Below are 18,296 nucleotides of genomic sequence, written 5' to 3'. Positions count from 1 at the left end.
GGTTGCACGGGTATTAAAAGTTGGGGACACCTAAATCATAGGCGTCCATCTGGCCGGAAGTCGAGTTCAGCGGCATTGCCAGTGACCTGCTCGAACAGAGGATGAGCTGGATTGATGATGTAGTTCAACTCACGCGGGACAACGACACTAGGGACGGCCAAAGCAAGGCTTTCACCACTTTCTAACCACCCATCCCCAATCTCCGCTGTTGATGGTGGAGCCGGTTCATCCCGCCAATCTTCCGGTAATTGCTCAGAGGGAAGATGCAAAACAACCTCCGCTGGCAGCTTCACTTCCAATAGCGCGTAATGTAGCAATAGGCTGTAGTCGTCGAGATGAACCATAACCTCTAGCATCGCCAATGATTCCGAGCTAGCCAAATATACACAAGGCCGTCCTCGGCTATTCCAGCGACCACCATAAAGACGGGCGCCTTCACCATCGAAAGCAGAATTCAGCCATTTCCTCTTGACCAGCCTGTAAGCAATGATCTCATTCATGCAAAGACACCATGCTCCAAACGACCGATCAGATCCAACACAGCGCTTGCCTCGGCAGAAATAGCGATCATCTCAACAGGTCTGCGACCACCCAAACCGCGAACGGGGTTGAGTAGCCATTGACAAGCTCGCGCTGTGTCACCTTCAAACAAAGCTGTCGCGGCTTTCAGAACTTCTGCAAAGCGGTACAGCCTATCGCTCTCATCCGTTTTGAATCGGCCTAGTTTAGCTCGGCGCTGCAACGTAGCCTGGGGAATGGCGACATACTTCGCGAGTTCTTTGAGTTCCAGACCAGCTACAGCAGCGAGTTTGGTGTAGACAGCATAGGGCATTCCTTCCCGTAAGGCTTGGTGCAATTTTGCACCACGGGCAGGTATTCCAACGGCTTGCCAGAAGTTGGTGTTGGTATCACGAGTAGTCTGATATTCTTTGAGAGTAAAGACCATGCGAACCTCCAAATATTCAATTGATATAATAACAACATATCAATTGATTCCGTGACAAGCAAGTTTGTGAAATTTCAGTCGGCCGGATGCACCATAATAATGCAATCATATTATGGAAAATCACCAATTTGGTGCAAAATACCTAAAGCCACACGCTATATTATTCATTTTATTTCTCTTCCTTCTGCCATACATTTTTATCATATTGATACTAAATGATTTTTAAATATTGGCACACTTTTCGCATTTATTTCTGGCAATAGTGGTTTTATAAAATTGATCATACCGAGATCCACCATTGCCCTTAATTTTTCAGGAGAGCCAGTATGTCCGCTGAACATGTTTTGTCCATGATTGAAGAACATCAGGTGAAGTTTATTGACTTACGTTTTACTGACACTAAAGGTAAAGAACAACATATCACTATTCCTGCCCACCAAGTTGATGAAGATTTCTTTGAAGATGGCAAAATGTTTGACGGTTCATCTATCGGTGGCTGGAAAGGTATCAATGAATCCGACATGGTGTTAATGCCAGATCCAAGCACCGCGATGCTGGATCCCTTCTTTAATGATGCTACCCTCATTCTGCGCTGCGATATCCTCGAACCGGGCACCATGCAAGGCTATAGCCGCGATCCTCGCTCCATTGCGAAACGCGCAGAAGATTTCCTGCGGGCAAGCGATATTGCTGATACCGTTTTATTCGGGCCAGAACCCGAATTCTTCTTGTTCGATGATATCCGTTTCGGCAGCTCCATCTCTGGCTCTTACTACCATATTGATGATACAGAAGCCGCCTGGAACAGCGGTACACGCTATGAAGGCGGTAACAAAGGCCATCGTCCGGGCATTAAAGGAGGGTACTTTCCGGTTCCTCCTGTAGATTCTTCCCAAGACCTGCGTTCAGCCATGTGCCTGACCATGGAAAAAATGGGATTAGTGGTTGAAGCCCACCACCATGAGGTCGCAACTGCCGGACAAAACGAAGTGGCCACCCGCTTTAATACCATGACCAAAAAAGCGGATGAAACCCAGATTTATAAATATGTGGTTCATAACGTTGCCCATGAATTTGGTAAGACCGCGACATTTATGCCAAAACCATTGGTGGGCGATAACGGCTCAGGTATGCACTGTCATATGTCACTGGCCAAAAATGGCACTAACCTGTTTGCGGGTGACAAGTACGGCGGCCTGTCCGAAATGGCGCTTTACTATATCGGCGGTGTCATCAAACACGCCCGTGCGTTAAACGCCTTTACCAACCCAACCACTAACTCGTACAAACGTCTGGTACCTGGCTTTGAAGCCCCGGTGATGCTGGCCTATTCTGCCCGTAATCGTTCTGCTTCTATCCGTATTCCTGTGGTCGCCAGCGCCAAAGCTCGCCGTATTGAAGTGCGTTTCCCTGATCCCGCTGCGAACCCTTATCTGGCCTTCTCTGCACTGTTGATGGCAGGTTTGGATGGCATCATTAACAAAATCCATCCGGGTGACGCGATGGATAAAAACTTGTATGACCTGCCCGCCGAAGAAGCCCAAGAGATCCCAACCGTGGCCTCTTCTTTGGAAGAAGCGCTGGCCGCATTGGATGCCGACCGCGAATTCCTGACACGCGGTGGTGTTTTCACTGATGATACGATTGATGCTTATATCAATTTATTGAATGGGGAAATTGAACGTGTTCGCATGACACCACACCCTCTGGAGTTTGAACTGTATTACAGTGTGTAGTGCCTTATCGGGTAATTTTCCATAACGTGATAGCATTACTCGTGTTTTTTTGTTGCCGTGAAACGTTTGGCCCATCTTTGGATGGGCTTTTTTCCCTTACATATACACAATTGTATTACCCATGAGGATATATGCTGAGCGGAAGGATTCATCGAACTATGCTTAAATAAGCGACAACGCACCAAAAAAGTGCAGGAACTGAATGACCATGGTTAGTTTGCCCAAAGCAGAACAGATTCTCGACTCACAGATAAACAACGTCCTGGTATTGGATAATGATTTGATTATTCGCTACGCCAATCATTCTGCTATGCAACTTCTGGCACAAAGTTCCCGTAAATTATTCGGCACGCCCCTTCCTATCCTGTTTAGTTATATTTCACTGGATACAGAATTGATGCGTTCCAGTTTGATCAACGGTCATGGCTTTACCGATAACGAAGTCATATTGGTGATCAATAATCACTCACATGTGATGTCGCTCAGTGCCCAACCAATTTCCGAACAGTTTATCCTGCTGGAACTGGCATCTATGGACAGTCAACGCCGGTTAAGCCAAGAGCAGATCCAACAAGCACAGCAGGCGGCTGCGCGGGAATTGGTTCGGGGGCTGGCACATGAAATCAAGAACCCTCTTGGCGGATTGCGGGGTGCCGCACAGTTGCTTGCCAAAGCACTGCCAGATCCGTCCTTGAGGGAATATACCCAAGTGATCATTGAACAGGCAGACAGGTTACGCAACCTCGTTGATCGATTATTGGGGCCACAGCATCCAGGTGCTCAAACCCGCCAGAGCATTCACCATGTGGTAGAGCGAGTCTGTCAATTGGTCTCACTGGAAATGCCTGCCAATGTCACGCTGATTAAAGATTATGATCCGAGCTTGCCTGAACTGGCGCATTATCCTGACCAAATTGAACAAGTATTACTAAATATCACCCGCAATGCCTTACAAGCATTAGGGGAGAAGGGAGGGATTATCACCCTGAGAACGCGAACCGCATTCCAGATTACCTTACAGGGTGAACGTTACCGCTTGGCTGCCCGAATTGATATTGCAGATAATGGGCCTGGTATTCCCCCCAATATTCAGGATACGCTTTTTTACCCGATGGTCAGCGGGTATGCAGGAGGAACTGGACTTGGCTTATCCATAGCACGTAATCTTATTGATCAACACGCGGGCAAAATTGAATTTACCAGTTGGCCAGGGCATACGGAATTTTCCATTTACTTGCCGATCAAGAAATAACCGTTAAGTAGGGGGTGACAATGCAACGAGGAAAAGTCTGGATCGTTGATGATGACAGTTCTATCCGCTGGGTACTTGAACGGGCGCTAAGTGGCGCAGGGATGGAGTGTATCAGTTTTGAAAATGCCGATGCCGTATTGGCCGCGCTAGGACAAGGTCACCCAGAAGTGATTCTGTCAGATATCCGTATGCCCGGATTGGACGGGCTGAGTTTGCTCAACCAGATAAAGCAGAACTACCCACAGCTTCCGGTCATCATTATGACGGCCCATTCTGATCTGGATGCCGCGGTCAGTGCCTACCAACATGGCGCATTCGATTATCTGCCAAAGCCTTTCGATATTGATGAAACTGTTGCGCTGGTTGAACGAGCACTGAGTCATTATCGGGAACAACACCAATCAACCTCCAATCCACAGTTGCCGGTATCGGTTTCAGATATGATCGGAGAAGCCCCCGCTATGCAGGAGGTATACCGAATTATCGGCCGCCTTTCCCGCTCCTCCATCAGTGTGTTAATCAATGGTGAATCCGGCACAGGAAAAGAGCTGGTTGCCCATGCCCTTCACCGCCACAGTCCACGCGCTTCAGCACCCTTTATTGCCCTGAATATGGCGGCAATCCCGAAAGACCTGATTGAATCCGAACTGTTTGGTCACGAGAAAGGCGCGTTCACAGGTGCAAATCAAGTGCGCCACGGTCGTTTTGAACAAGCCAATGGCGGCTCACTGTTTTTAGATGAAATTGGTGATATGCCGCTGGATATCCAAACTCGCTTGCTGCGGGTTCTGGCTGAAGGACAATTTTATCGCGTCGGGGGCTATGCACCTGTGAAGGTGGATGTCCGGATTATCGCCGCCACTCACCAGAATCTTGAGCAACGCGTTGCAGAAGGTAAATTCAGGGAAGATCTCTACCATCGCCTGAATGTGATTCGCGTCCAGCTACCGCCTTTGCGGGACAGAGTGGAAGATATTCCTCGTCTGGCACACCATTTCCTGCAACACACGGCCAAAGAGTTGGGGGTTGAAGCCAAGGTGTTGCATTCTGATACGGAACTCGCACTGATGCATCTGCCGTGGTCAGGCAATGTTCGCCAGCTGGAAAATGTCTGCCGCTGGCTGACCGTGATGGCGGCAAGCAAGGAAGTACTGGTACAGGATCTGCCCGCTGACTTGATTGGCAACCCACTCACAGGACAGGCAGGAAACGCCTCTGTTTCACGTTCCACGCTACCTGAAAACTGGCCACAACTGTTGGCTGAATGGGCACAACATGCCTTAAAAGAGGGAAAAACGGATCTCCTTGCCGATGTACTACCATTGCTGGAACGCACTTTGCTTAATTGCGCACTGAAATATACCAACGGACATAAACAGGAAGCCGCCCGTTTGCTAGGCTGGGGAAGAAATACGATAACGCGGAAATTGAAGGAACTGGGGTTATAACCAAACGATTCTAAAATTGCTGTATGTATTATTCAGCATTTTGCCATTTCTCTAACTCATTTAACAATTAAAATTACACATATGCGTTACCTTTCAAGTTGCTCATTATAAGACAACATAACTCTTTGTTTCTCTCCGCTTCGCGGGGAGAAACAATATGCATCTTGAAGTGAGATGGGTATAGATTATTTAATTGAAATTTTAAAAATAAAAATCCAAAGAAAAACCATACTATTACACAATAAAAATATAATTATTTAAACATTCACTTATAGAAACATAAAACACCATAAATTAAATACAGTTAACTTTGTCAAGAAATGATAAACATCATTGACAAAGTAAATAATCATTCTGTATTTTATGGTGAGTAAAAACACAACAAGGAAAAATAGAATGGCTAATATTATTTATTTAACGATAAAAGGGAAAAAACAAGGTTTAATATCTTCTGGATGTTCATCAGAAAGTTCAATTGGTAATCTTTATCAAAGTGGTCGTGAAGACCAAATATATATTTACGAATTAAGTCATGCATTATCAAGAGAACAAAATGTCAATCACTTTCCTATTACAATTAAAAAACCATTGGATAAGTCTACTCCATTATTAGGCGTAGCAATCTCAAATAATGAGGAATTAGATTGTATATTTGATTTATACAGAACTGATAGCAATGGTGGAATCACACTTTACTTCACTATAAAAATTACAAATGCCACTATAAGTAACATTGACATTATTTGCCCTAACTCTCTAACTCATAACGATGTTCAGCCGCAAGAGATCATTTCCTTAAAATATAAAAGCATAACATGGCAGCATCATTTAGCCGGGACTAACGGATATAGTATTTGGGATGATAGGGTTTACTAAAATGTATCAACGTACACAACAAGTAGATTATTATTATGTAACACAGGTACCATTGGCTGCAAAACGACTTAATGAAGTAGCATTATCTTCATCTAGATTTATTAGAAACGAATATGTAAGAAACAAGTTTTTAAACGAAGTAAAAAAATATTCACAATACTATCTTGATATGCATAAAGGATCAGATTATATCGATTTGAAGCAAGAAGCATTAAGTGCACTTAATGCAGAAACGGAAAATTTAATTCGTCAAGAAAACTTGTTAAAATATAATTTTTACAAACAATATGCCACTATTGAAATCAGGAAAAAACTTGATTTTTCTGATTATATACTAAAAGGAATTGGTATAATTGTAGGAGGAACTCAAATTAGTACAGGAATAGCTATTATGAGTGCAGGAGATACCACTGGAGTTGGTGCAGTTGTTGGTAACATAGCCGGCGCAGGTCTCATAGTTCATGGTATAGGTAACATTCAAGAAAACCTTGGAGCTATTATTGAAAATGATGCTGATTTCAAAGGTTATTTGCGATATGGATATGAATATGCTACAGAATTTTTAGGTTATAGTAAAAAAACAGGAAGCCTAGTCTATGGTGGAGTAGATTTAGCACTTTCAGGTTATGGTTTATTTAGAAACACATTAAAACCAGAAGCATGGAGATTATTCCATCATATAAACCAAGATTATGTTCGTAGTTACCAACTTATGCAAGGATACGCATTAGGCTTTGAAATAATGGCCGATGGGATTACCATAAAATCGGCCTATGATATATATAACAATCCAGATTACAATAAAAAATAACAAAAATAGACACATCTATCCTTTATGCTTCCTCAAGAACATAAAGGATTTATATTTTAATTTAGGAGAAGAAAAAAACAACGCAAAAAAAAGTGAAATAAAAATGGTCGGTATAACACTTGAATAATTAACGTCAGTAACAAAAACAACAACAGAAATAAAAAAGGAAAATATAATAATCAATCCTAACATTAAACCATAAAATCCATTACTTAGAATCATAATTTCTTTTTTTATATCGTGACCAGACCGCTGAGAAGCAGATTTTATTTTATTTATTTCCTTTAATGTAAAGCCATGTTCTATCATTAATTCTTCTGTTACTTTTTCCATAGTTACTTACCTCTGATTTTTATCGGGAGTGTTTAGATTCGCCTATCTCAGCCAATCGTAATGTGTTAGATATTTCAATAGAAAATTAAGCCCTCATATCACCCGCGAAAATTGCCGCTGTCGCATCTGAATACGCAGATAGCTATCAAAACACATACAAATATTACGTATCAGCAAGCGCCCTTTCGGAGCTACCTGGATCTGCGATTCGGTCACTTCAACTAACCCATCTGCTGCCAACGGGGCCAACAATTGCAGGTCTTCGGCAAAGTAATCTGTGAAATTCAGCCCATAGTGCTGCTCAATATCCGCAAAATTCAGCCGGAAGTTACAGATTAATGCCTTAATCACATCACGGCGAATACAATCATCTTGCGTCAAGGATAAACCACGCCATAAAGCATGGCCCTGTGCGTCCACCGCCGCATAGTAAGTTTTCAGATCTTTCTGGTTCTGGGCGTAGCTATCCCCCAGCATACTGATCGCGGAAACCCCCATACCCAATAAATCGCATTCTCCCTGCGTGGTATATCCCTGAAAGTTACGGTGCAAGATACCTTGGCGTTGGGCAATCGCCAATTCATCATCAGGACGGGCAAAGTGATCCATCCCAATAAACTGATAGCCATTCCCTGTCAGGGTCGCAATCGTTTCTTGCAATATATCCAGCTTCTGCGTCGCAGTGGGTAAATCCTGCTCCTTAATCTTGCGCTGTGCCGCAAATAAATTCGGTAAGTGGGCATAGTTGAAGACACTTAAGCGATCAGGAGACAAGGCCAACACGCGCCGCAAGGTAAAGGCAAAACTCTCAGGTGTCTGTTTCGGCAGGCCATAAATCAGATCAATGCTGGTGGATGTAAAACCTATTTCACGGGCACGCTTGATCAGTGCGAAAATAAACGCTTCATCCTGCTCTCGATTCACCAAACGTTGTACATCTTTATTGAAATCCTGCACCCCCATACTCAGGCGATTAAAGCCTTCGTGATGCAAATGATCAATGACATCGAGTTCAATTTCACGCGGATCAATTTCAATGGAAAGTTCAGCATCAGGCAGAAAATGGAAATGGCTGCGCAGCATCGACATCAATCGGCTGATCTGTGTTTTGTCCAGATAAGTTGGCGTGCCTCCGCCCCAGTGCATCTGGCTGACTTTCCGCTGGGAAAATAATGTGGCGCGGGCAGCAATCTCTTTTTCCAACACAGTCAGATATTCATCCGCCTTGTGCTTTTGGCGCGTCACCAGCTTATTGCAACCACAGAAATAACACAGCTTATGGCAGAACGGGATATGAATATAGAGGGAAAGTGGGCGATTAGGATAACGGGCAGCGGCCTGAGCAAAAGCAGATGCATCGTATTGTTGGTTAAACTCCAATGCTGTTGGATACGACGTATAACGAGGCCCTGAATAGTTGTATTTTTGGATCAAAGGCAGATCCCAAACAATGGCTTGCTCTGACATGCTTATTCCTTCCGCTGTTTTCGCCCATCAAAACGATAGCCGCCATAGTTTACCCAATAACCACAATAAACAACATACTAATATTGTGGTTATTAGTGTCATGGTTATCAGAATGAACCCGCCTTTTACGATCACAATTCATTGATGAAGGCGTTACTTACCCTTCAGCAATTGCATGATATCTTCTTGTCGTTCTTCCTCGTCGTCCTCTTCTTCCAGCTCAATGCCCAACTCTTCCAGCAGGGTATCAATGCGATCGAGCGTATTGTCGACATAAGCATTGTCTTCCTGGGACAGTTTTTCACCCTGTTCAAGACGTGCCAATAAGTCATCCAATCGCTCATCATTTTCCAACATGTCCAGCTCTTCCTGCGGGGACAGGCGAGGTTTCTGTTTCTCTATAGCCGGCTTAACCGTTGGTTTCACTACCCTCTCTTTCTCACCAACGATCAGAGGAACAGGAACTTTACTGCCAATGCGTGAATCTTTTTCCTGCTTGGCTACTGAACGCTTTTTATTACTGTCATGACCGTTATGACGGCTGCCTGACGGTTTACCACGTTGTTTTTTCTGGCTTTTACGTTCGCGCCCTTCTGCATCCAGCTCTGCGCGACTTTTTCTTTTTTGCTTACCAGCGGAAGGTTTCGCCGGTGATTTTTTCTTTAACGGGCTCATAGCTTGTGACTCAACTCATTTTTATCAAGATATTTTCGGCGGAATCTAACAGAAACTCCCTTTAACATCCAATGTCATTCACTTATTGTTTAAATTTCGTCTAGTATTATGGATAGATTTAACTCAAATAATATTTTCAGGCTACCATGCGTTTTTTTGATACCTCTTCTTATCGCATGCCATTGTATCTTTCGGTCACTGGTTATGCCGTTTTGTGGATAATAGCAAGTTACTTCCTCGATCCCACCGTTCCTTATGATGCCGTAGAAGCTTTAAACTGGGGTATTAATGGGGAATGGGGTTCACCCAAAAACCCGTGGCTAGTGGGAGCCATCATGCTACCTGCTATCTCTATCAGCAACATTTCTCTCAGTTTTTATTGGTATTTCACCCACTTTGTTGCTATTGCCATCGGTATGCTTGGAGTTTGGCAACTGGCTTTCCGGCTGACGGGCAACGTTGTACTCGCATGGCTTGCCATGCTGACTTTGAACCTATCCGGTATCATCAATTTTGATATCATTCCTTATAATGATAATTACCTTTTAGTGATGCTCTGGCCGTGGTCATTGTTGTTTTTCCTGCGTGCCATTGACGATCACCCCAAATGGTGGCTGGCATTCGCCCTCACCACAGGGCTGGCAACGATGGCAAAATATTCTTCGCTTTCTATCGTCGGCACGGTCTTTTTGCTCTCCCTGTTCGTGCCTAAAATACGCCGCAACTATCGGGAACCGCTGTTTTATCTTGCTATTGTCATCTGGTTCGCGCTGATACTGCCGAACGTTTGGTGGCTGGTGCATAACGATTTCGCCGCCTTTAAATGGGTCGGCTCCCAAATTCAGAAAGGGTTCAACTTACATACTACGCGCGCCCTGCTTTCCGTGTTCTACCCGTTAATTATCGTCAGTGTCATTATTTATCTGTTGGGTGGCCGGATTGGCTGGCCCAAGCAGCAATCCAATGCGCTGGCTAATATCGTGATCCTGCTGCCTCTGCTGATTATTTATGGCTGGTTCTCCTTCAATCAGGGCGGGCGTATGACCGAATGGGTACAACCTTTTATGGTCGTTTCGCCAGCACTGTTGGTGGGTTCGATAGCTGTATTCCCCAATAAACCTCTGCGAGGCACATTACGGGGGCTGGTCATGTTTGGTGTATTCGTGTTGATCGGGTATGTCGGTGTAATGATGGCAAATGTCCGTGATGCAGGACAAAAATTTGTTGGCATAAAAACCTTTGCCAACCAACTTGATCAACGCTGGAACGAACTGTATCCAACACCATTACGTTATGTTGGTGGCGAATATCTGCACCAATGGCTGACATTTTATAGCCACTATCACCCAGAAACGATACAACCCTGGGAATTAAATAATGGTGTGCCACCGAATATCTATAACCGCCATATCAAAGAAGACAATATTGTGAAATATGGTGCCTTGCTAGTGGGAGAGCGAGGAAAGGACTGTGCAGAGGAAGATTTCCAACATACGTTTGCACAATGGCCATCATTGGTGCTCAGTCACAAAGAAGCGTTTTCCTTCCAAGCCCAACCAAGTACTGAGTTCGACACTGTCTGCATTGGCTTTATCGCGCCTAAGAATATTCAATGATAATAAGCAAGCCTGACATAAGTTGCTGTCAGGCTTTCTCTTAGTCACTGTTTCAATCGTGCTCAGTGGGCATCCACAAACGCCATTTTTAATACAAACAATAGTGTCACAACAAGAACACATGGGCTGACTTCACGCCATTTGCCCGTACCCAATTTCATGGCACAGTAGGCGATAAAACCCAGTGCAATACCTTCGGTAATGGAGAAACTAAATGGCATCATCACCGCGGTGATAAAAGCAGGGACGGATTCAGTCAGATCGTTCCATTTCACCCTTGTCAAACTGGATGTCATCAGGACGCCCACATAGACCAAAGCTCCCGCTGTGGCATAGGCAGGCACCATGCTTGCCAGCGGTGAGATAAACATCACCAGCAGGAATAAAATACCCACGACAATCGCCGTCAAACCAGTTCTACCGCCAACAGAAACGCCCGAAGAGCTTTCAATATAAGCGGTAACCGAAGAAGTTCCAATGTAAGAACCCGCCACCGAACTGATACTGTCCACGTACAAAGCTTGTTTCATGCGCGGGAATTTGCCATTACTGTCGGCAATACCCGCTTTATCCGTCACACCAATCAATGTGCCGGAAGAATCAAACAAGTTCACCAACATAAATGAGAAAATCACGCCAGCTAACGCGATATTCAGAGCACCTTTTACATCAACGTTACCTACCACGCTCATCACACTGGGTGGCAGATCAAAAACACCGTGATATTCCACATGTCCCATCAGCAAGCCGATACCGGTTGTCACAATAATTGAAACCAACACCGCCGCATGGAAACTACGTGCCGCTAAAATGGCAATGATGAAAAAGCCCAATGTCCCCAACAAGACATTATGGGAAGCAAAGTTGCCGATTGAGACAATCGTGTCGGGATTAGGCACAATAATGCCCGCATTTTTCAGCCCCATCATGGCAATGAAAAGACCGATACCACTGGTAATACCCACACGCAGGCTCAATGGAATATTGGCGATCATCCAGTAACGGACACGAAAGAGAGTCAATATAAATAGTCCCACCGCACCCCAGAAAATTGCCCCCATCGCAACCTGCCACGAAAGCCCCATCGCACCGACCACAACAAAGGCGAAAAACGCATTCAGTCCCATCGCAGGTGCAACGGCAACAGGCAGATTCGCCATCAATCCCATCATAATGCTGCCCACTGCGGCAATTAAACAGGTCGTGACAAATACCGCTTTAATATCCATGCCTGCAACCGCCAGAATTTGAGGGTTAACAAAGACGATATAGACCATCGTTAGAAAAGTTGTCAGCCCGGCAATTATTTCAGTACGAACCGTTGTGCCATGTTCCTCTAATTTAAACACGCGCTGAAGCAAGCCCTGACGATGAACAGAGCCAGAATTTATTGTGCTCATGTAATATTGTTTCCCAAAAAAAGCGAAGTTTTCGACCTATCCTACAGGAAACCTATATAAATCGTTACCCTGCAACGGCAAAAAAAGAAAACGTTTGCGATACGTGTAATCAATAGGTTAAATAACATTTTGATTCTTGAGGGGATTCATTTTGTGACGATATTTTATTCGATTAGTCTGCTATTGATCTTGCAAAAGAAATTCAGGGTGACATAACAGCAAGAATGTCGTTAAAGATATCTCCCCACTCATCCTCTGGCATATCCATTAAGCCAAAGAAACGCAGAATGAATGCCCCCTCTGTAGCTAAAAACGCCAAACGCGCCTGCCGACCTTCTTCCGTCGTTGTGTCCAAGCCTGCTATGCGTTGTCGATACCAGATACGGGTTGATTCAAGATGTTCCGGTGTTTGTAATAAAGCCGCCATCAAACCAGCCGCCTTTGCTGTCGATACTTCATCAGATCGCCTGGTCGCTTCAATATGCGCACGCACGGCTGTCAGCGGGTGAGGATCATTCCCGGCAATTTCATGAAACTGTTCATCATAACTCGCCTCCCAACGCGCAAACATCGCATCAATAAGGCCATCTTTTGTGCTAAAACTGTATTGCACTCCCCCCTTGGTAATGCCAACCGCCTTCGCCAGCGCATCAATCGTGAGAGCCGCAGCGCCATGTGTTGTGACAATGTGTTCCGCTGCATCCAGCAGAACTTCCCGATCAATTGTTTTACGTCGCCCCATGCGAACCTCCTTTTCATTAAATACGGATGTATTTATAATGATCGCCAACAATTTAGTCAAGGTTCGGCAAAATTGCCGAACCGCATTGGTGAATTTACTTATGAAATCGAATATTCGCTGGCTTGTGCTCGCTATTATTTCCAGTGCACTTTTCTTAGTTGTTATTGATATGACTGTGCTATACACCGCTTTGCCACGACTGACACATGATTTGCATGCTTCTGCTTCAGAGAAATTGTGGATCATGAATGCTTATACGTTGACCATCGCAGGTTTACTTCCCGCTATGGGGGCGTTGAGTGACCGTTTTGGTGCAAAGAAACTGTTTACTAACGGGTTAGTCATTTTCGGTGTTGCATCACTGATGGCGGCATTTTCCCCCAACCCCGCCACTCTGATTATGGCGCGTGTGGTGCTTGCTTTTGGCGCGGCGATGATGATGCCTGCGACACTCGCTATAGTCCGGCAAGCGTTTGAAGACCCAAACGAAAGAGCACTTGCTATTGGCATCTGGTCTGCCATAGCTTCAGGCGGGGCCGCGCTTGGTCCGGTTATCGGCGGATTCCTGCTCGAATATTACTGGTGGGGTTCGGTTTTCCTGATCAACGTCCCGATTGCCCTCATTGCATTTGGTTTTGCACTGGTCGTTATTTCTAAAAGCCCAAACAATCCAGACCATACCTTTGACCTTATTGCTTCTGTGCAAATCATGATTGGCTTGGTCAGTATCACCTATGCGATCAAGGAGTTAAGCAAACCAGTACCTTCATTGGTAACTGCTGCGACAGTGGGCATCACAGGCATTATTTTTACGGCCATCTTCATTCGTCGCCAGTTAAATTCATCAACCCCCATGATCGATTTCAAGCTCTTCCATAATCGTACTTTCACCGCTGGAGTTATCGCGGCTTTCGTGTCCACAGCAGCACTGGTCGGTATGGAACTTGCTGTCAGCCAACGCTTCCAACTCGCTATGGGCTTATCTCCCTTGCTGGCGGGATTATTTATTCTGCCCATTCCGATTGCCTCTTTTATTGCCGGCCCTTTGGCCGGGATTGCGATACCCAAATTTGGCTCTGAACGGATCATGTGGCTCTCGCTCGCCTTTGCCGGACTGGGGATCTTTGTTTATCTCGCTGGCCTGCAATCCGGGCTTTTCGTGCAAATCACCGCATTTTGCATCATTGGATTTGGTATTGGTGCGGCAATGACCGCCGCTTCCACCTCCATCATGTTGAATGCCCCAGAAAACAGCGCTGGCACCGCCGCCTCTATCGAAGAAGTCGCCTATGAGTTGGGAAGCTTAATTGGGATAGCCGTTCTCGGCAGTTTAATGGTAGCGGTCTATTCTGCCTCATTCACCCTTCCGGCTGATATGAGCATCCCAGAATTGGCACGAAACAGTATTGATGAAGCTCTTATTGTCGCAGAAGGGCTAAACGGAGAGGTCGCACTATCGCTGATCCATGCAGCAAAACAGGCTTTTAATCACTCATTCCTGTCGGTATTGATCGCAGCGGGGACATTGCTGTTGTTGACCGCGGTGCTCATTGCGGTGTTTGGAAAAGAAAAACATCATTGATTGAATCAATTAGGTAATTTTCTAAATATACGCATTAAACTTCAAGTTGCAATTTACGACACGATATCAGACGCATATTGAAAGGCGATTGGTATATAAATAAACAATCCCTGCCTCACAGCAGGGAATGAATACAACAATGAAAATATCTGACAGATATTAATTTTGAGGCGCCACGGTCAAAACTTTTTACGTCAAAATCCGAAGATTGTTTGTACTTTTACGCCTCACTGAGAAGTGACGGGCCACATAATTGGCAACCAATTCCAGTGATAAACACATCACAAAATAAACCAACGCAACGAATAAAAAGACTTCCATCGGATAAACCATGCTGCGGTTATTCACTTGAGTCGCCAAAAATGACAATTCCGCCACGCCAACGATATAAGCCAATGAGGTATCCTTGATTAACGCAATCCACTGATTGATAAATGAAGGCACCATCATGCGCAACGCCTGCGGCAAAACGATATGCCACAGGACTTCCCAACGATTGAAACCCAGTGATAACCCTGCCCGCCATTGACCATCACCAATCGCTAAAATTCCCGCTTTGACGCCATGTGCTAAATAAGCCGAAGTAATCAATGCCAGCGCACAGACAACGGTCGTAATTTCAGGGATCTCCATCCCCAATACGACAGGCAACAAGAAATATGTCCAGAAAATCAGCATAATGACCGGAATAGCGCGAAAGAAACCCAGTATTGCTGCCAATAAATTGGCCCAAAAACCGCGCAACATCGCCAGAGCAACGCCACCCAGAATACCCAATACGATGGAGATCGTCCCCGCTATGATGCTGATGACTAGCGTCAATGCCGCCCCTTCCAACGGCCCATCGGGAAAGGTTCCTAATAACAAGTAACGCCAGTTTTCTGCAATAACAGTAAAGTCCATATCAAGACCCTCTCGCCAATGTTCTCTGTTGGCGCCATTGTCCCCAGCCTTCCATCACAACAATAATGGCGATGTAGAGTACTGTCGCCACACCAAATGCCTCAAAGGTTTGTAAGGATTGGGTTTCCACCTGACGAGAAGCATAGGAGAGTTCTGCCACACCAATCGCCATGGTTAATGATGAATTTTTGACAATATTCATGTATTGCCCCAATAAGGGTGGCATAGCTATTTTCAATGCCTGTGGCAATACAACGTGACGCATGGCCTGCCAGCCCGTTAAACCCAATGCATGGGCGGCATATTTTTGCCCGCGTCCGACTCCCTGAATGCCCGCACGCAATTCTTCTGCAACAAACGGAGCTGAATAGAGAGTGAGTCCGATGAATCCCGCCAGAAATTCAAAGGATGGCCATTCCAGCGTCAAACCGAAAATTATTGTGTCGTGGGGCGTGTTCAGCCATATCATCGCCGCTTGTGGCAAAATTTGCCCGGATGCGAAGTACCAGAAAAACAGCTGTACCAACAAAGGCGTGTTACGAAATACCGTAGTGTAAGCCGTAACCAGCCAGCGCAGTGGCTTGATTTGGCTATCCCGTACCGCCGCAATCATAAAACCCAGTAAAGTGGAGGAGATAATGACACAGGCAGAAAGCCACAAGGTGATCAGAAATCCCTGCCAAAGCCATAGAAGATATTCAGGAGCCAGTAAATGCTCGGTAATAAATTGCTCAAACATATCATTCACCGCATAAACAAACAGCAAAGCCCCGCAATAACGGGGCTAATCAATTGGTGTTCTTAATTGGAAGCACTAAACAAACATTACTGTTTTGCCTGATCTGCTAACGGAGCAAATTTAAAATCACCCCGCGGTTGAGCGGATTTCGTTTCCGGGCCAAACCAGCGGTTATAGATTTTCTCTGCTTCACCCTCTTTTTCCAATTTCAGTAAGGTTTGGTTAACCGAATCAACCAATCGTGTTTCCCCTTTGGCGGCCGCAACTGATTGATATTCACGAGTAATGCTAAAAGGCGAAATTTCAAAATCGGCTTTCTGTGCTTCCGGTACGTTTGCCAGCAAGCCAACCAGTTTCGCATCATCCTGGGTGATCGCCTGGACATTGCCATTTCTCAGAGCCGCAAATGCCAACGGTGTATCGTCATAAGAGATCACTTTGGCTGTTGGATAACGCTCACGTAAGGTGATTTCCTGTACCGTTCCCTTGTCTGCACCAATACGCAATTTGGCAATATCGTCCGGTTTAGTCAAAACACCTTTGCGGGCAATGAATTTCTGACCAGTCGCAAAATAAGGGATGGAAAAATCAACTTGTTTTGCACGTTCACCAGTGATCGTGAAGTTAGCAGCAATTAAGTCAATTTTTTTGGAAGAAAGCAGAGGAATTCGGTTTGCTGGATTCGTTGGCCGCAGCTCCAGCTTCACGCCTAAATCTTTGGCAATCGCATTGGCGATATCGACATCATAGCCTGCCAATTTTTTCGTTTGAGGATCGATAAAACCAAATGGTGGGTTACTGTCAAATACCGCAATACGTACCGTACCAGCTTTTTTAATGTCATCAAGTTTATCGGCTTTTGCCACTCCTGAAACCAATGCCAAGCTGGTCAGCAGAGCAGTAACCGCTACGCGAGATTTGTTGCCAATCTTCATTGTACACCCCTGTTGGTTATTAATTTTTATATATCAACAAAAGCTATCAATTTAGATATAGCACCTGAAATAATATAAAGTACTATATTTATTCGATTTTAGAATAATAACTATTCTTTTTGAGTCAGTAATTTTTCCAGATTGTCACCACCAATATGGCGAAAGTCCTGTCCTTTGACGTAATAGAAGATAAATTCACAAATATTCTGGCAACGGTCACCAATGCGCTCAATAGAGCGGGCACAAAAGAGCGCCGTCATGACATTCGGAATGGTTCTGGGATCTTCCATCATGTAAGTCATGAGCTGGCGAATAATACTTTCGTACTCCTGATCGACTTTTTTGTCTTCACGGTAGATACGGATGGCTTCTTGCAGATCCATACGGGCAAAAGCATCCAACACATCATGCAACATTTGGATTGTATGGCGCCCCAGTGATTCCAGGCTAACCAGCAAAGATTGCTGTTGATGTGAAAATCTTTCAAGCGCAGTCTTGCAAATCTTATTGGCAACATCGCCAATGCGCTCCAGTTCAGCAATGGTCTTTGAAATAACCATGATCAGGCGCAGGTCACTGGCCGTCGGTTGGCGTTTTGCAATGATGCGAACACACGCTTCATCAATCGCCACTTCCATCATATTGACCTTCTGGTCATCCTCAATCACTTGCCGTGCCAATATTTCATCCTGGTTGTGCATCGCCAGAATCGCCTTACTGAGCTGCTCTTCCACCAAACCGCCCATTGTCATCAATTCTGTACGAATATGTTCCAACTCAGCAGTGAATTGACCAGAGATATGTTTGCTGAGATTCAGATTGTCCATATTATGCT

General features: G+C 45.0%; 18 protein-coding genes. 7 read left to right on the top strand and 11 right to left on the bottom strand.

All coding sequences use genetic code 11. The annotated features are described in order from the left end of the window. Positions 1-35 precede the first annotated feature (35 nt). On the bottom strand, positions 36-500 hold the full coding sequence (locus tag IQ209_RS05850; protein ID WP_193849850.1) for an RES family NAD+ phosphorylase: 465 nt from the start codon (positions 498-500) through the stop codon (positions 36-38). Then, on the bottom strand, positions 497-946 hold the full coding sequence (locus IQ209_RS05845) for an antitoxin Xre-like helix-turn-helix domain-containing protein (protein WP_193849848.1): 450 nt from the start codon (positions 944-946) through the stop codon (positions 497-499). The genes IQ209_RS05850 and IQ209_RS05845 overlap by 4 nt, the downstream gene beginning before the upstream one ends. A 326-nt stretch (positions 947-1,272) precedes the next feature. On the opposite strand from IQ209_RS05845, the gene glnA reads away from it, so the two are divergent. The 5 genes from glnA to IQ209_RS05820 all read left to right on the top strand — a co-directional run bounded on the left by glnA (position 1,273) and on the right by IQ209_RS05820 (position 7,069). Further along, positions 1,273-2,682, top strand: coding sequence for a glutamate--ammonia ligase (gene glnA, locus IQ209_RS05840; RefSeq protein WP_193849846.1), 1,410 nt, complete (start codon positions 1,273-1,275; stop codon positions 2,680-2,682). A 208-nt stretch (positions 2,683-2,890) separates the two neighbouring features. Further along, positions 2,891-3,934, top strand: a complete 1,044-nt coding sequence (glnL, locus tag IQ209_RS05835; protein WP_370588401.1) for a nitrogen regulation protein NR(II) — start codon at positions 2,891-2,893, stop codon at positions 3,932-3,934. A 20-nt stretch (positions 3,935-3,954) separates the two neighbouring features. After that, the gene (gene glnG, locus IQ209_RS05830) at positions 3,955-5,382 is read left to right on the top strand and encodes a nitrogen regulation protein NR(I) (protein WP_193849842.1); all 1,428 of its coding nucleotides are present in this window, start codon (positions 3,955-3,957) and stop codon (positions 5,380-5,382) included. A gap of 396 nt (positions 5,383-5,778) precedes the next feature. Further along, a complete protein-coding gene (locus tag IQ209_RS05825; protein WP_193849840.1) occupies positions 5,779-6,258 on the top strand; it encodes an Hcp family type VI secretion system effector in 480 nt (159 codons plus the stop codon). A 1-nt stretch (position 6,259) separates the two neighbouring features. Continuing rightward, a complete protein-coding gene (locus tag IQ209_RS05820; RefSeq protein ID WP_193849837.1) occupies positions 6,260-7,069 on the top strand; it encodes a DUF4225 domain-containing protein in 810 nt (269 codons plus the stop codon). 15 nt (positions 7,070-7,084) lie between these two features. Here the strand turns inward: IQ209_RS05820 and IQ209_RS05815 are convergent, their stop codons facing one another. The 3 genes from IQ209_RS05815 to yihI form a co-directional block, all read right to left on the bottom strand. After that, the gene (locus tag IQ209_RS05815; protein ID WP_193849835.1) at positions 7,085-7,402 is read right to left on the bottom strand and encodes a hypothetical protein; all 318 of its coding nucleotides are present in this window, start codon (positions 7,400-7,402) and stop codon (positions 7,085-7,087) included. 93 nt (positions 7,403-7,495) lie between these two features. Continuing rightward, on the bottom strand, positions 7,496-8,869 hold the full coding sequence (gene hemN, locus IQ209_RS05810; protein WP_193849833.1) for an oxygen-independent coproporphyrinogen III oxidase: 1,374 nt from the start codon (positions 8,867-8,869) through the stop codon (positions 7,496-7,498). Between the two features lie 153 nt (positions 8,870-9,022). Continuing rightward, a complete protein-coding gene (gene yihI / locus IQ209_RS05805; RefSeq protein ID WP_193849831.1) occupies positions 9,023-9,544 on the bottom strand; it encodes a Der GTPase-activating protein YihI in 522 nt (173 codons plus the stop codon). A 146-nt stretch (positions 9,545-9,690) separates the two neighbouring features. Here yihI and IQ209_RS05800 point away from each other — a divergent pair, with 146 nt between their 5' ends. Continuing rightward, a complete protein-coding gene (locus IQ209_RS05800) occupies positions 9,691-11,160 on the top strand; it encodes a glycosyltransferase family 39 protein (RefSeq protein WP_193849829.1) in 1,470 nt (489 codons plus the stop codon). 62 nt (positions 11,161-11,222) lie between these two features. On the opposite strand, the gene IQ209_RS05795 is transcribed toward IQ209_RS05800, so the two are convergent. Continuing rightward, positions 11,223-12,560 (bottom strand): NCS2 family permease, encoded by a 1,338-nt coding sequence (locus IQ209_RS05795; protein WP_193849827.1) that lies wholly within the window; start codon positions 12,558-12,560, stop codon positions 11,223-11,225. 202 nt (positions 12,561-12,762) lie between these two features. Next, positions 12,763-13,302, bottom strand: coding sequence for a TetR/AcrR family transcriptional regulator (locus IQ209_RS05790; protein WP_193849825.1), 540 nt, complete (start codon positions 13,300-13,302; stop codon positions 12,763-12,765). Positions 13,303-13,402: 100 nt separating this feature from the next. Here IQ209_RS05790 and IQ209_RS05785 point away from each other — a divergent pair, with 100 nt between their 5' ends. Further along, on the top strand, positions 13,403-14,884 hold the full coding sequence (locus tag IQ209_RS05785) for an MFS transporter (protein WP_193849823.1): 1,482 nt from the start codon (positions 13,403-13,405) through the stop codon (positions 14,882-14,884). A 189-nt stretch (positions 14,885-15,073) separates the two neighbouring features. Here IQ209_RS05785 and IQ209_RS05780 read toward each other — a convergent pair whose 3' ends face one another. The 4 genes from IQ209_RS05780 to phoU all read right to left on the bottom strand — a co-directional run bounded on the left by IQ209_RS05780 (position 15,074) and on the right by phoU (position 18,288). After that, positions 15,074-15,787 (bottom strand): amino acid ABC transporter permease, encoded by a 714-nt coding sequence (locus IQ209_RS05780; RefSeq protein WP_193849821.1) that lies wholly within the window; start codon positions 15,785-15,787, stop codon positions 15,074-15,076. Between the two features lies 1 nt (position 15,788). Then, positions 15,789-16,526 (bottom strand): amino acid ABC transporter permease, encoded by a 738-nt coding sequence (locus IQ209_RS05775; RefSeq protein WP_193849819.1) that lies wholly within the window; start codon positions 16,524-16,526, stop codon positions 15,789-15,791. An 86-nt stretch (positions 16,527-16,612) separates the two neighbouring features. Beyond that, a complete protein-coding gene (locus IQ209_RS05770; RefSeq protein WP_193849817.1) occupies positions 16,613-17,461 on the bottom strand; it encodes an ABC transporter substrate-binding protein in 849 nt (282 codons plus the stop codon). Positions 17,462-17,571: 110 nt separating this feature from the next. Then, entirely contained in the window at positions 17,572-18,288 is a 717-nt protein-coding gene (phoU, locus tag IQ209_RS05765) for a phosphate signaling complex protein PhoU (RefSeq protein ID WP_193849815.1), read from the bottom strand. Between the last annotated feature and the right edge of the window lie 8 nt (positions 18,289-18,296).

Origin of the sequence: Xenorhabdus sp. BG5 (assembly GCF_015163665.1) — a bacterium.
Taxonomy (GTDB): Bacteria; Pseudomonadota; Gammaproteobacteria; order Enterobacterales; family Enterobacteriaceae; genus Xenorhabdus.
Note: the sequence above shows the minus strand (reverse complement) of the source record. Positions and strands in the feature narration are given on the sequence as shown.

Bases quoted from the DNA above. Each gene is read 5' to 3' on its own strand.
- IQ209_RS05850 (WP_193849850.1), bottom strand. From the start codon at position 500: ATGAATGAGATCATTGCTTACAGGCTGGTCAAGAGGAAATGGCTGAAT.
- IQ209_RS05845 (WP_193849848.1), bottom strand. From the start codon at position 946: ATGGTCTTTACTCTCAAAGAATATCAGACTACTCGTGATACCAACACC.
- glnA (WP_193849846.1), top strand. From the start codon at position 1,273: ATGTCCGCTGAACATGTTTTGTCCATGATTGAAGAACATCAGGTGAAG.
- glnL (WP_370588401.1), top strand. From the start codon at position 2,891: ATGGTTAGTTTGCCCAAAGCAGAACAGATTCTCGACTCACAGATAAAC.
- glnG (WP_193849842.1), top strand. From the start codon at position 3,955: ATGCAACGAGGAAAAGTCTGGATCGTTGATGATGACAGTTCTATCCGC.
- IQ209_RS05825 (WP_193849840.1), top strand. From the start codon at position 5,779: ATGGCTAATATTATTTATTTAACGATAAAAGGGAAAAAACAAGGTTTA.
- IQ209_RS05820 (WP_193849837.1), top strand. From the start codon at position 6,260: ATGTATCAACGTACACAACAAGTAGATTATTATTATGTAACACAGGTA.
- IQ209_RS05815 (WP_193849835.1), bottom strand. From the start codon at position 7,402: ATGGAAAAAGTAACAGAAGAATTAATGATAGAACATGGCTTTACATTA.
- hemN (WP_193849833.1), bottom strand. From the start codon at position 8,869: ATGTCAGAGCAAGCCATTGTTTGGGATCTGCCTTTGATCCAAAAATAC.
- yihI (WP_193849831.1), bottom strand. From the start codon at position 9,544: ATGAGCCCGTTAAAGAAAAAATCACCGGCGAAACCTTCCGCTGGTAAG.
- IQ209_RS05800 (WP_193849829.1), top strand. From the start codon at position 9,691: ATGCGTTTTTTTGATACCTCTTCTTATCGCATGCCATTGTATCTTTCG.
- IQ209_RS05795 (WP_193849827.1), bottom strand. From the start codon at position 12,560: ATGAGCACAATAAATTCTGGCTCTGTTCATCGTCAGGGCTTGCTTCAG.
- IQ209_RS05790 (WP_193849825.1), bottom strand. From the start codon at position 13,302: ATGGGGCGACGTAAAACAATTGATCGGGAAGTTCTGCTGGATGCAGCG.
- IQ209_RS05785 (WP_193849823.1), top strand. From the start codon at position 13,403: ATGAAATCGAATATTCGCTGGCTTGTGCTCGCTATTATTTCCAGTGCA.
- IQ209_RS05780 (WP_193849821.1), bottom strand. From the start codon at position 15,787: ATGGACTTTACTGTTATTGCAGAAAACTGGCGTTACTTGTTATTAGGA.
- IQ209_RS05775 (WP_193849819.1), bottom strand. From the start codon at position 16,526: ATGTTTGAGCAATTTATTACCGAGCATTTACTGGCTCCTGAATATCTT.
- IQ209_RS05770 (WP_193849817.1), bottom strand. From the start codon at position 17,461: ATGAAGATTGGCAACAAATCTCGCGTAGCGGTTACTGCTCTGCTGACC.
- phoU (WP_193849815.1), bottom strand. From the start codon at position 18,288: ATGGACAATCTGAATCTCAGCAAACATATCTCTGGTCAATTCACTGCT.